The sequence below is a fragment of the Burkholderia sp. BCC0419 genome (genome assembly GCF_902830285.1).
Lineage (GTDB): Bacteria > Pseudomonadota > Gammaproteobacteria > Burkholderiales > Burkholderiaceae > Burkholderia.
Map to the genome: position 1 here is coordinate 702,797 of NZ_CADESR010000003.1, position 12,760 is coordinate 715,556.

Annotated in this window: 12 protein-coding genes and 1 pseudogene; 4 read left to right on the forward strand and 9 right to left on the reverse strand. The window is 67.2% G+C overall.

Annotated features, from left to right (window positions below):
• Positions 1–53: 53 nt before the first annotated feature.
• The 3 genes from HWW87_RS21450 to HWW87_RS21460 all read right to left on the reverse strand — a co-directional run bounded on the left by HWW87_RS21450 (position 54) and on the right by HWW87_RS21460 (position 3,106).
• On the reverse strand, positions 54–1,331 hold the full coding sequence (locus tag HWW87_RS21450) for an L-fuconate dehydratase (RefSeq protein WP_175822027.1): 1,278 nt from the start codon (positions 1,329–1,331) through the stop codon (positions 54–56).
• 26 nt (positions 1,332–1,357) lie between these two features.
• Positions 1,358–2,200 (reverse strand): ureidoglycolate lyase, encoded by an 843-nt coding sequence (locus tag HWW87_RS21455; protein ID WP_175822028.1) that lies wholly within the window; start codon positions 2,198–2,200, stop codon positions 1,358–1,360.
• Positions 2,201–2,341: 141 nt separating this feature from the next.
• Positions 2,342–3,106, reverse strand: coding sequence for an SDR family oxidoreductase (locus tag HWW87_RS21460; RefSeq protein ID WP_175822029.1), 765 nt, complete (start codon positions 3,104–3,106; stop codon positions 2,342–2,344).
• Between the two features lie 666 nt (positions 3,107–3,772).
• On the opposite strand from HWW87_RS21460, the gene HWW87_RS21465 reads away from it, so the two are divergent.
• The 3 genes and pseudogenes from HWW87_RS21465 to HWW87_RS21475 all read left to right on the forward strand — a co-directional run bounded on the left by HWW87_RS21465 (position 3,773) and on the right by HWW87_RS21475 (position 5,730).
• Positions 3,773–4,063 (forward strand): DUF3331 domain-containing protein, encoded by a 291-nt coding sequence (locus HWW87_RS21465; RefSeq protein WP_006484717.1) that lies wholly within the window; start codon positions 3,773–3,775, stop codon positions 4,061–4,063.
• Positions 4,064–4,238: 175 nt separating this feature from the next.
• Positions 4,239–5,218 (forward strand): annotated as a pseudogene (locus HWW87_RS21470) (oxidoreductase).
• A 215-nt stretch (positions 5,219–5,433) separates the two neighbouring features.
• Positions 5,434–5,730: a DUF4148 domain-containing protein gene (locus tag HWW87_RS21475; protein WP_175822030.1), complete on the forward strand. Its 297-nt coding sequence runs from the start codon at positions 5,434–5,436 to the stop codon at positions 5,728–5,730.
• A 192-nt stretch (positions 5,731–5,922) separates the two neighbouring features.
• On the opposite strand, the gene HWW87_RS21480 is transcribed toward HWW87_RS21475, so the two are convergent.
• From HWW87_RS21480 to HWW87_RS21505, 6 genes are all read right to left on the reverse strand, one after another.
• Positions 5,923–7,122 carry a TauD/TfdA family dioxygenase gene (locus tag HWW87_RS21480; protein ID WP_175822031.1) on the reverse strand — a complete coding sequence of 400 codons (1,200 nt, stop codon included), beginning with the start codon at positions 7,120–7,122 and terminating at the stop codon, positions 5,923–5,925.
• 23 nt (positions 7,123–7,145) lie between these two features.
• Positions 7,146–8,102 carry an alpha/beta hydrolase gene (locus HWW87_RS21485; RefSeq protein WP_175822032.1) on the reverse strand — a complete coding sequence of 319 codons (957 nt, stop codon included), beginning with the start codon at positions 8,100–8,102 and terminating at the stop codon, positions 7,146–7,148.
• 56 nt (positions 8,103–8,158) lie between these two features.
• Positions 8,159–8,647 (reverse strand): thioesterase family protein, encoded by a 489-nt coding sequence (locus HWW87_RS21490; RefSeq protein WP_175822033.1) that lies wholly within the window; start codon positions 8,645–8,647, stop codon positions 8,159–8,161.
• 10 nt (positions 8,648–8,657) lie between these two features.
• A complete protein-coding gene (locus HWW87_RS21495) occupies positions 8,658–9,623 on the reverse strand; it encodes an L-carnitine dehydrogenase (protein ID WP_175822034.1) in 966 nt (321 codons plus the stop codon).
• Positions 9,624–9,707: 84 nt separating this feature from the next.
• Entirely contained in the window at positions 9,708–10,637 is a 930-nt protein-coding gene (locus HWW87_RS21500; RefSeq protein WP_011547127.1) for a 3-keto-5-aminohexanoate cleavage protein, read from the reverse strand.
• Positions 10,638–10,698: 61 nt separating this feature from the next.
• Entirely contained in the window at positions 10,699–11,652 is a 954-nt protein-coding gene (locus HWW87_RS21505; RefSeq protein ID WP_175822035.1) for a choline ABC transporter substrate-binding protein, read from the reverse strand.
• 532 nt (positions 11,653–12,184) lie between these two features.
• On the opposite strand from HWW87_RS21505, the gene HWW87_RS21510 reads away from it, so the two are divergent.
• Positions 12,185–12,742 carry a hypothetical protein gene (locus HWW87_RS21510; RefSeq protein ID WP_175822036.1) on the forward strand — a complete coding sequence of 186 codons (558 nt, stop codon included), beginning with the start codon at positions 12,185–12,187 and terminating at the stop codon, positions 12,740–12,742.
• Positions 12,743–12,760 lie beyond the last annotated feature (18 nt).

Consider the following 12,760-nt stretch of genomic DNA (forward strand, 5'->3'; position numbering starts at 1 on the left):
GCCGCGCACGATGCACATGACTCGCATCGCGCGCCGTCGCGCGTTGCCATGCGTCAGCCGCGGAACCGGTACTGCTCCAGCGATTCGGGCTTCATCTCGATCGAGAAACCGGGCGCCGTCGGCGGCATGTACGCCGCGCCGCGCACCACGCACGGTTCGACGAAATGCTCGTGCAGGTGATCGACGTACTCGGTCACGCGCCCTTCCTTCGTACCGGAAATGCACACGTAGTCGATCATCGACAGGTGCTGCACGTATTCGCAAAGCCCGACGCCGCCCGCATGCGGGCACACCGGCAGCCCGTACTTCGCGGCCATCAGCATCACCGCGAGAATCTCGTTCACGCCGCCGAGCCGGCACGCATCGATCTGCACGACGTCGATCGCGCCGCGCGCGATGAACTGCTTGAACAGCACGCGGTTCTGGCACATCTCGCCGGTCGCGACCTGCACCGGCGCGATCGCCTCGCGGATCTTGCGATGCCCTTCGACGTCGTCGGGGCTCGTCGGCTCCTCGATGAACCACGGCCGCGCGAACGCGAGTTCGCGCACCCAGTCGATCGCCTCGTCGACTTCCCACACCTGGTTCGCGTCGATCATCAGCTTGCGGTCTGGGCCGATCACCTCGCGCGCGATCGTCACGCGACGGATGTCGTCCTCGAGGTTCGCGCCGACTTTCAGTTTCACGTAGTCGAAACCTTCTTCCACCGCCTCGCGGCACAGCCGGCGCAGCTTGTCGTCGCTGTAGCCGAGCCAGCCGGCCGAGGTCGTGTAGCACGGGTAGCCGTCGCGCTCCAGCGCGGCGATCCGCGCGGCCTTGCCGGGCGCCTGCCGGCGCAGCAGGTCGAGCGCTTCGTCCGGGCTCAGGCAGTCGGTCAGGTAGCGGAAGTCGATCGCCCGCACCAGCTCCTCGGGGCTCAGGTCGGCGACGAGCCGCCACAGCGGCTTGCCGACGGCCTTCGCCCACAAATCCCACACCGCATTGACGACGGCGCCCGTCGCCAGGTGGATCGCGCCCTTGTCGGGGCCGATCCAGCGCAACTGGCTGTCCGACGTGACGTGCCGCCAGAAGCGGCCCATGTCCTCGCGGATCCAGTCGAGGTCGAGACCGACGACGAGGTGGCGCATCGCGTCGATCGCCGCGCAGCAGATTTCGTTGCCGCGCCCGATGGTGAACGTGAGCCCGTGGCCTTCGAGGCCGTCGTGGTCGGTTTCGAGCACGACGTAGGCCGCCGAATAATCGGGGTCCGGATTCATCGCGTCGGAGCCGTCGAGCTGGCGCGAGGTCGGAAAGCGCACGTCGAGGACGCGCATCGATCGAATGATAGGCATGACGAACCGTCCGTTGAAGGGAGGAATCAGGCCTGCACGGTGCGCTGGCGTTGCTCGCCGAGCCCGTCGATGCCGAGCGTGATCACCTGTCCGGCGCGCAGGTACACGGGCGGCTTCTGCCCGAGGCCGACACCCGGCGGCGTGCCGGTCGAAATCACGTCGCCCGGCTGCAGGCTCATGAAGCGGCTCAGGTAGCTGATCAGGTGCGGCACGCGGAACACCATCGTCGCGGTCGTGCCGTTCTGGTAGCGGTGGCCGTCCACCTCCAGCCACAGCCGCAACGCGTGCGGATCGGGCACTTCGTCGGCCGTCACCAGCCAGGGCCCAAGCGGGCCGAACGTGTCGTTGCCCTTGCCCTTGTCCCACGTGCCGCCGCGTTCGAGCTGGTATTCGCGCTCCGACACGTCGTTCACCACGCAGTAGCCGGCGACGTGCGACAGCGCATCGGCTTCCGCGATATAGCGGCCGCCCTGGCCGATCACCACGCCGAGCTCGACTTCCCAGTCGGTCTTCTCGGAGCCGCGCGGGATCTCGACGTCGTCGTTCGGGCCCGAGATCGCGCTCGTCCACTTGCCGAACACGACCGGCTCCTTCGGCACCTCCATCCCGGATTCGGCCGCGTGATCCGAGTAGTTGAGCCCGATGCAGATGAACTTGCCGACGCGGCCGACGCACGCGCCGAGCCGCGGCGTGCCTTCGACGAGCGGCAGCGACGACGGCGGAATGTCGCGCAGCCGCGCGAGCGATGCGGGGGTCAGCACGTCGCCGGCGATGTCGTCGATCACGCCGGACAGGTCGCGAATCTGGCCGTGCGCATCGAGCAGGCCCGGCTTTTCATGGTGTTTGTCGCCAAATCTCAGCAGTTTCATAGCGTTGTCAGAACGGAAATGGGAAGGGGATGGGAAGACTGGGTCAGTTCGACACGGTCAGTTCGACGCGGTCGGCTAGACGCGGTCGGCTAGACGCGGTCGGCTAGACGCGGTCGGCTAGACACGGTCAGTTCGACACGGTCAGTTCGACCAGCCGCCGTCGATCAGGTGAATCGTGCCGGTGGTGAACGACGCTTCGTCGGACGCCAGGTACAGCGCGAGCGCGGCCACTTCGTCCGCGGTGCCGATGCGGCCGATCGGCTGGCGCGCGACGAACGCCTGGCGCACCTCGTCGGTGGACACGTGGCGCGTGCGCGCCTGATCGGCGATCCGCTGCGCCAGCGACGGCGATTCGATCGTGCCCGGGCAGATCGCGTTGCAGCGGATGCCCCGCTCGACGAAATCGGCGGCCACCGCCTTGGTCAGCCCGATCACGGCCGCCTTGGTGGTGCCGTACACGAAGCGGTTCGGCACGCCCTTCACGCTCGACGCGGCCGACGCCATGTTGACGATCGACGCGCCGCCGGCTTCGAGCATCGCGGGCAGCAGCGCGCGGATCAGCCGGTACATCGACGTGACGTTCAGGTTCAGCGAGAACGCCCACGCGTCGTCGTCGCAATCGAGGATCGAGCCGTGATGCACGTAGCCCGCGCAGTTGAACAGCACGTCGAACGCGCGTTCGCTCGCGGCGAGCGCGGCCACCTCGTTCGAATCGGTGACGTCGAGTCGCCGCGTGACCAGCCGGCCGCCCGCGCGCTCGGCGTCGGCTTCGAGCCGCACCAGCGCGGCTTCGTTGATGTCGGTCGCCAGCACGTCGGCGCCCTCGCTCGCGAACCGCAGCGCGGTCGCGCGGCCGATGCCCTGCCCGGCCGCCGTCACCAGCGCGCGTTTGCCCTGCAATCTCATGAGCAACTCTCCCGAAATAGCCGGCCGCCAGTCGGCCGATTGGCACAAAGGACTAAAGGTCCAACCAATCATAGAAAGGGAGTGCGCGTTTGTCACGAAATTGGGATTCAGTATTTACCCGGGGCGGATGAATCCGTCTGGCGCACCAAATTCGGCGTGAAAGCGGCGTTGAGGCCTCGCCCCGCGATCCGCTCAAACCCAATACCGGCGGGCCTTCCAGCCGATTCTTCCGCAACGTTCGGCACTACGGACGGGGCAAACTGACAAAAAAGTCATGTTCGCGTCAGGGTGTCAACGGGTGGCGCGCGCCATCATGGCGTTGCCGGACCGCGCTTCCGGTATATCGCCTCCCCGCCCGCGCTGGATCCCTGCGGGCACCTCCGTCCCCCGGCGATATATCCCGTGACTGGGCGAGCAGACACGGCGCGCGGCCCGATTTTCCGCCCCGGACTGTCCGTCCGGGGCTTTTTGTTCTTGGTTTTCCAAGAAAATAAGCGTGGATTGTTTCTAAATCGGCAAAAGGTAATTCGAGCCGGACAGGATGTTTTTTCCGGTCACAGACGCTTACATTTAGCGCACCACTCATGGAAACCGCTACGGATTCGCCATCGGGTAGTGACATCCACTGCCACGGCCGAAACCGCACGAGCTTTAGGAAACGGCAAAATGAAGGCCTCCAAATCCCTGCCTGCGCTCGATCCCGCCGACGTCCACGTCGAAATCCTCGAACGTTCCGATACGCTGCTCGTCGTCCGCTGGGTCGAACCCGGCCGCTGTCACTACGGTGAACAGCGCTGGCGACGCCGCTTCGCACAGCGCACCGGCACCTGCGCGCTGTCGCGCCAGGTCATCCACCGCGGCGACGAAGTGTTCCGCCCGGCCGAGCGCCCGGCCCCCGCGAACGCCGCCGCCATGATCTCCGCCGCCGAGGTGCTCGCGCTGGCCGGCAGCAGGTAAAACCTGCCGGCCGCGCGCCGGGCTTGCAGTGCCACGCCACACACGCCACGCGCCAGCCTTAGAAGCGCCGGTCTAATTCCCCCGCTTGTCTGCTACGTCCGCCCGCACTATCGTTACACCACTCAATGTAACGATTACGTGCCGCGGCCGACCGGCCGCGCCGACGGAGGCAGACATGCATGCATGGAGCGCGCGCCACGTCCCGGCGCAAGGCGGCAAGGTCGCGGTCGTGACCGGCGCCAACAGCGGTCTCGGCTGGCAGCTCGCGGAAACGCTGGCCGCGAAAGGCGCGACGGTCGTGATGGGCTGCCGCGACGCCGCACGCGGCGCGCAGGCCGCCGACGCGATCCGCCGGCTTCATCCTCATGCACGCGTCGAAGTCGATCCGCTCGACCTCGCCGATCTCGCGTCGATCGCACGCTTCGCGGCCGACGTCGGCGAACGCCACGGCCGCGTCGACATCCTCTGCAACAACGCCGGCGTGATGTTCCTGCCGCTGCGGCACACGCGCGACGGCTTCGAGATGCAGTTCGGCACCAACCACCTCGGCCATTTCGCGCTGACCGGCCATCTGCTGCCGGCGCTGCGCGCCGCGCGCCGGGCGCGCGTCGTCACGATGTCGAGCGGCTTCAACCGCGGCGGCCGGATTCGCATGGACGACCTGCGCGCCGCGCATCGCTACAACCGTTATCTCGCCTATTGCGACAGCAAGCTCGCGAACCTCGTGTTCGCGATCGAGTTGCAGCGCCGCTTCGAGCGCGCGGCGTTCGCCGGCATCAGCGTCGCCGCGCATCCCGGCTATGCGGCAACCAACCTGCAGTTCGCGGGCCCGGCGATGGAGCGCTCGCCGGCCCGCGCCGCGCTGATGCGCGCCGCGAACCGTTATCTCGCGCAACCGGCCGACCAGGGCGCGCTGCCCGCGATTCATGCGGCGACATCGCCCGATCTGGCCGGCGGCGCGTACATCGGCCCGTCCGGCTGGTTCGAATCGCGCGGCCTGCCGGCACCGGCGAGCGTGCCGCGCGCAGCGTGGCGGCGGCGGCGTTGCTGTGGGAAGCCTCGGAAGCCGCGACGGGCGTGCGCTTTCTCAGCGCCGGCGCGCCCGCCGGACGCACGCCGGGCCGGCCGTTCGATGCGGCGGCCGAAGCGCGCTGAACCGCGCGCCAGGGATTCCGACATTCTTCATACTTATTACGCCAACCGAAAAGAAAGCCCGTTGAAAGACTGATTCGACGTAGCACTGTTACCGGTCAGGAAACAATTTATCGTCAAAATCAGCGTTTACCCTGAACACGCCGGTGACTAAGATTTGATCAATCGCTCAAGACAAGGGTGTCGAGAGCGAACTCAATAAAACACCGGAGGTCACCATGAAATCGCTCGTTTCCGCAGTCGTTGCCGCTGCCGCCCTGTCCGCTTCGTTCGGCGCATTCGCGCAAAGCACCGTAACGCGCGCTCAAGTGCGCAACGAACTGGTCCAGCTCGAACAAGCCGGCTACAAGCCTGGCCTGTCGAGCCCGTACTACCCGAACGACATCCAGAGCGCCGAAGCGCGTGTTCATGGCGCCGACACCAGCGGCTACGGCGCACAACCGGCTCCGCTCGTCCACTCGGGCGCGCCGGCCACGTCGTCGAACGCACGCGACTCGATCTTCTTCGGCCAGTAAGCCGACGCGCCCTCGGCGGGCGCCGCGCATCGCGCGATGAAGTCATGCAGTCCGGACGAGCCCCTTCGCGGGGCTCGTCTTTTTTGTGAAACGCATACCTCCGCCGCCCGGCAGCGGGTGGCTTCGCCCGGACGCCTGGCGTCCGGGTGCTTTTTCCCGACGAGGTGTGCGGGAATGCGCCGGGTGCGCCGGTCAGCGCGCCGCAGCTTCGGCCGACGCCGCCCGCGACAGCACGCGCCACCGCGACAGCAATTCGTCGCGATCGACGTAACAGCCCTGCAAGTGCCGCCGGCCCGTCGACGGGTCGAACTCGGTGCGCGCATGCAGCACGCGCCGGTTGTCGAACGCCCACATGTCGCCCGCCCGCAGCCGGCGCTGCACGCGAAAACGCGGCTCGCGCGCCAGCGCGAGGAACCGTCGGTATGCGCGATAGACGGCCGCCACAGCACCGGCCGGCGCATCGAGCGGCCCGCGCAGGAAGTTCGCGACGCGCACTTCCGTCACGTTGCCGCGCGCATCGCGCCCGATCACCGGCGCCGAACAACGGTAGTCGCTGTTCGCGCTCTTGTTCCAGAACTCGAACGGCGTCGACGCGAGTCGCTCGAAATCGTCCGGATGTTCGCGCCGCAGCGCATCCGCGAGCGCGAAGCCGTCGAGGAAGATACTGTCGCCGCCCGTCGCGTCGTTCGCGAGGCAGTGCAGGAACTGCACGCCCGGCTGCAATTCGCGCGTCGGCAGGTCGGTGTGCGGCGGAAGATTCAACGACGTATACGCATTGCTGTCCGGGCGCGGCTTCGATTCGACGTCGAACAGCACGCCGAAATTGCTTTCGCGGATCAGGCCGATGCGGCGCGCGATCCCGTCGACGCGGCCACGCTCGGCCGGCACGCCCTCGACGAGCGTCAGCCCCGTGCGCTGCAATGCGCCGAGCCATGCGAGCAACGCGCGGTCGTCCTCCATCACGTCGCGCCATGCGAACACGCCGATCGCCGTCGCGTCGTCGCCGGTCCACACGTGCCGCCCGTGCGCGGCCAGGCGCTCCGCGCGCGACGCATCGTCGTATGCATGCGCACGCAACCAGCCCGGCGACCACGCGCTGCGGTGCCCGTCGTTCCATTCCACCTGCAGCGCGCCGTCGGTTTCGACGTGCACGGTGAGCGCGGACAGATCCTCGCGCGCATCGGCGATCTCGAACACCTGTTCGCGCGTGACCGCATGCACGCACGCGGAACACGCGCAGTTGTCGCGCAGCCAGTCGAAATGGAACGGCGATCGTCGCGCGTCGCTCCACTCGACGTCGATCGCATCATCGCCGATCGTCGCCGCCGCGATGGCCGCGTCGGCCGAAAACGTCCGCCAGTCCTCGATACGGTGTTGCGCTGCCGCCTGCATCGTTGCCTCCCGGAAAACGCCCGCTACGCGTGCGGTGCGAGCAAGAAATGGCCGACCATCCGGTGCATCCGTGCGGCTTGCGGACTCGTCCCGAGCGCGCGCCAGCAGCCGTGCACCAGCCCCTCTCCCATCCAGTAGCGCGCGACCCCGCCGGCTGCGCGAATCCGTTCGACGTACACGCGCGCATCGTCGCGCAGCGGATCGTGCTCAGCGCCGATCGCGAGCACCGGCGGCAAGCCGTCGAAACGCGCCGCCTCGAGCGGCACCGACGCGCGCAACAGCGGGTTGCCGCTCCGTAGCGCGTCGGACAAGTCACCATCCCAGTACAGTTCTCGATAGCGATGCACGTCGTCGAGCGTCAGCATCGGCGCGTGCGCTTCCGTTTCGCGCGCGGGCGATTGCGGTTCGAAACCGAGCATCGGATAAACGAGCGCGATGCCGTCCACGCTACCTTCGCCTGCATCACGCAGCGCGGTCGCCACCGCCGCCGCGAGCATGCCGCCCGCGCTGTCGCCCGCGAGCGTCAACGGATGCACGCACGGCCCGAATGGCCAGCGCGCATCGCGTGCGGCGCGCGTGACGGCCACGCAATCTTCAAGTGCGGCCGGCGCGCGGTGTTCGGGCGCCAGCCGATAGTCGACGGCGATCACGTCGAGGCCCGTATCGGCCGCCAGTTGCGCGGTGATCAGCGCATGACTGTCGAGCGAGCCGACGACGAAACCGCCGCCATGAAAAAACAGCACCGTGCCGCGCGGCGTGCCGTGCGCGGACCTATAGCGCCGCAGCGCGATCGCGCGACCGTCCGGCGCGTGCCACACGGCGTCCTGCTGCACGATGCCGGCCGGCAGCGCGGCCGGCGTCCATTCAGCCGCGAAGCGGTCGTAGAGGCGACGCTGCTCGTCGGGCGAGCGCGCCGCCGCATCGGCCGGATACCACGCGTCGACGGCCGCGACGAACGCCGCGATTTCCGGTTCGAGCATCGTGTGCGCTCCGCGGTCGAAGGTGAAGGTCGAAGATCGAAAGGTGAAGCGCGCCGCTAGCGGCGCGGCGGCAGCCCGATCACGCGGCCCGCATACGCAGGCGCCGCGCAATCGCACTGCAACGCATGCAGTTCGGCCACGCGCGCGGCCACGTCGTCGTCGAACGGTGCCGATTTCGCACCGTCGCGCGTATCGACGTGCAGCAGCATCTGCTCGCTCGCCGATACCGCGTCGTCATGCCCGTCGGCGAACAGTTCGAGATACAGGTGCAGCCGCTTCGCGTCGTGCGCGAGCACGCGCGCATCGACGCGCACCGCCGTGCCTTCCTTGATCTCGTGCAGGTAGTTCACGTGCGCTTCGAGCGTGTAGACCGAGCGGCCCCGCTCGCGACGCGCGGCGTCGTCGAGGCCGATCCGATCCAGCAACGCATCGGTCGCGAAGCTGAAGATCAGCAGGTAGAACGCATCGCGCAGGTGGCCGTTGTAGTCGACCCATTCGGGCCGCACGACGTCGCGGTAAATCGTCAGCGGGGTATCGCCCGTCATCGCCTGTCCTTTAGTCCTCGAATCGCATCCCGTGCCGCGCCTTCACCGCGGCGATCGATTTCAGCACCTCGGTGATGCACTCGTCGCGATAGCGTTCGAGTTCCTTGATGCTGCGCGTGCCCTGCTGTTCGGTCGTGCCTTCGACGACGCTGTCGATCAGCGCGTCGGTCAACGTCGGCGCGACCAGCTTCGTCCACGGCAGCTCGAGCGCGGGGCCGAATTGCTGCATGAAGTGTCGCATGCCCGCGTCGCCGCCGGCCAGCGTGTAGGTCAGGAACGTGCCCATGAACGACCAGCGGATGCCCGCGCCGAAGCGGATCGCATCGTCGATCTCGCCGGTCGTCGCGACGCCTTCGTTGACGAGATGCAGCGCCTCGCGCCACAACGCTTCGAGCAGACGATCCGCGATGAAGCCCGGCACTTCCTTGCGCACGTGCAGCGGCCGCATGCCGAGCTTGCGATAGATCTCCATCGCGCCTTCGACCGCTTCCGGCGACGTGCGCGCGCCGCCGAGCACCTCGACGAGCGGCAGCAGGTAGACGGGGTTGAACGGGTGGCCGACCACGCAGCGCTCCGGATGCGTCGCCCGCGCGTAGAAATCGGTCGGCAGCAGCCCCGACGTCGACGACGCGATGATCGCGTCGGGCTTCGCCGCGCGGCTGATCTGCTCGTGCAGTTCGAGCTTCAGCGCCTCGCGCTCGGGCGCGCTTTCCTGGATGAAATCGGCATCGGCGACGCAGGCCTCGATCGTCGGCTCGAAACGCAGCCGCGCGGGATCGGCGCCCGGCGCGAGGCCGACGCGTTCGAGCGCGGGCCACGCGTTCGCGACGTTCGCACGCAGCCGCGCTTCGGCGCCGGGCGCCGGATCCCACACGACCACGTCCAGGCCGTGCGCGAGCGCGCGGGCGATCCATCCGCTGCCGATCACGCCGGTACCGATGGCGGCAAACGTCTTGATGTCGGTCTTCACAGCCATGTCAACGCATCCTTCAAATCAGGGGAAATCGGTGGGCGACCGCGCTCGTGCGCACCGCCCTGTCGTATCAATCAGCGAAAAAACTCACGCGAATTCGGCGATCGCGCGACGTTCGAGCGCACGCTCGCCGCGCGCCGGCAGGCCGAGCTTGCGGCGGCCCTCGGCCGGCGTCAGCACGCGGCCGCCGAGACGTTCGACGATCTCGCGGGCGCGCTCGACGAGCGTGCCGTTGGTCGCATGCACGCCGCGGTCGAGCCAGATGTTGTCCTCGAGGCCCACGCGTACGTGGCCGCCGAGCAGCATCGCCTGCGCAACCATCGGCATCTGCATGCGGCCGATCCCGAAGCCGGCCCAGTGCGCGCCCGGCGGCAGGTTGTCGACCATCGCCTTCATCGTGCCCGTATCGGCCGGCGCGCCCCACGGAATGCCGAGGCACAGCTGGAACAGCGGCGGATCGTCGAGCAGCCCTTCCTTCAGCAACTGCTTCGCGAACCACAGATGGCCCGTATCGAAGATCTCCAGTTCCGGCTTCACGCCGAGTTCCTGGATGCGTTTCGCGCCGGCGCGCAACTGCGCGGGCGTCGAGACGTAGATGTAGTCGCCGTCGCCGAAATTCAGCGTGCCGCAGTCGAGCGTGCAGATTTCGGGCAGCAGCTCCTCGACGTGCGCGAGGCGCGTGAGGCCGCCGACCAGATCGGTGCCCTTGCCGAAGCGCATCGGGTCCTCGCCCGGGCCGATCTCGAGATCGCCGCCCATGCCGGCCGTCAGGTTGATGATCACGTCGACGTCGGCCGAGCGGATGCGGTCGACTACTTCGCGATACAGGTTCGGGTCGCGGCTGCCGCGCCCCGTCTGCGGATCGCGCACGTGGCAGTGGGCGACCGTCGCGCCGGCCTTCGCGGCCTCGATCGCGGCGGCCGCGATCTCCTTCGGCGTGACCGGAATCGCCGGATGCTTGCCGACCGTATCGCCCGCGCCGGTGACGGCGCAGGTGATGATGACTTCGTGATTCATGCTGGATGCCTCGCTTGATTCGGGTTGTGTCGCATTGCTGATAGCGTATGGGCGCGGGCCGTTACAGGCCGAGATACGCCTTCACGGCAGGCAGGCCGTCCTTGCCGTCGAACGTCTTGACGCCCGCGAGCCACGGATCGAGCACCTGCGGGTTCTTCTTCAGGTACGCCTTCGCGGCGTCGGCCGGCTTGGTCTTGTTCATCACCGTCTGCATCAGTTGGTTCTCGAGCTGCGTCGAGAAGCGCAGGTTCGTCACGAGCTTGCCCGCGTTCGGGCAGCGCGCGATGAAGTCCGGCGCGGTGAGCGTGTACACGCGCGCTTCGCCATAGTTCGGCCCGAACGACGCGTCGCCGCCGGACAGGTAGTTCATGCTGAGCTGGATGTTCATCGGATGCGGCTCCCAGCCGAGAAACACGACCCACTTCTTCTCGCGGACCGCGCGCTCGACCGTCACCAGCATCCCGGCCTCGCTCGATTCGACGAGCTTGAAGCCGCCGAGCCCGTACTGGTTCGTGTCGATCATCTTCTGGATCGTCGCGTTCGCGCTGCTGCCCGGCTCGATCCCGTAGATCTTGCCGTCGAGTTCCGCACGGTGCTTCGCGATGTCGTCGAAGGTCTTCAGGCCGGCCTGGTATGCGTAGCTCGGCACCGCGAGCGTCGCCTTCGCACCGGACAGGTTCGGCGGTTCGACGACGTTGATCGACTTGCTGTCGAGGAACGGTTGCAGCTGCTTCTGCTGCACGGGCCACCAGTAGCCGAGCGACACGTCGAGCTGCTTGCTCTTGAGGCCGGCGAACGAGATCGGCACCGATGCGATCGTCGTGGTCGGCTTATAGCCGAGCGCCTCGAACACGGTCGACGCGAGCGCCGTGGTCGACGTGATGTCGGTCCAGCCGATATCCGCGAAACGCACGGTGCGGCAGGTCGCGGCCTCCGTCTCGGCCAGCGCGGCTTGCGTGAACGCGCCGGTCGCCAGCATGGCCGCGGCGAGCGCGGCGATCTTCGTCGACTTCATGGTTCGATTCCTCCCGATTGGTCTCGCGGCAGCCGGCGCGCGGAGTGTGCGCCGGCCTGCATCGTGGGAGTAAAAGTAACGAGCCATATTCGCCGCGAGAAGACCGGCGGCGACCTGTTCTTGCCTGTTTGCGACTATGAGTAGAAACCACTACGTGCGGGCTGTGGCACGTGTGACGTGGGTTGCGGGCGGATTTTGACGGGGATGGCCTTGTCCGGATGCGGCGTTGCGGGAGGTAGACCGGACGTGCTTCGGAGACGGGGGGCGAACGGGCCCGATGCAGTTTCCGGCGGCTGCCGATGTCGTCGCTCAAGGGAGTGGCACAGTCCGCTGAAAAGCGATCTTCGCGAGCGTTGGTATTAGAATCGTCGGCAATCGGCTCCCGATTCTGCAGCCTTCCCCGTTCGCGAGAACGTAGCGATGAAGGTAACGATTGCAACCATCGACGAACCGGCATTTGGATGGACACTCACGGCCTGCGGTTACGGGCAATCGGCGGCGTTGAACATCGAAAACACGTGGAGGCTATACCGTGACCGACACCGAAAAATACGTGATGGAGTGCATCACCCGATGGGTTTGGTCAGGCTTTCATGACCCCGACGACGTCCGGGAAATGATGGACGATATTCTGGAGCCCGACTGCGATGTCGATCGGTTGGAAGGCTTCATCGAGACAGAATTCCAGCGCAAGCTCGACGCAGAAGCATCGTGGCCTCGAGAGACCGATTGCGATCGACTGGACCGCGTGTTCGACGAGCTGGACGACGACGGCGTCTGCGCGCTGTCGAACGCCGGATACACGATGTCGGACGGTCGCTCGGACGTTTCGGAAGTCGTGCGGGATACGCCGCACGGCCGCTACCACGGGTACTGCTTCTATCACGGGCAGGATGTCGAAAGGGCCTTGGATGGACACGGCCTGACGATCGCCTTCGGCGACCTGGCCGACGACAAGGAACGTAGTGCCGCGGTGGGCCGCCAGGTCGTGGAAGCGCTATCGCGGGCCGGGTTCGGAGCAGCCTGGAATGGGTCCGTTACCACTCGCATCGACATTCCATCGTTCGACTGGAAGAGACGACATCGGTAACGTTCGGTTCGCCAGTTT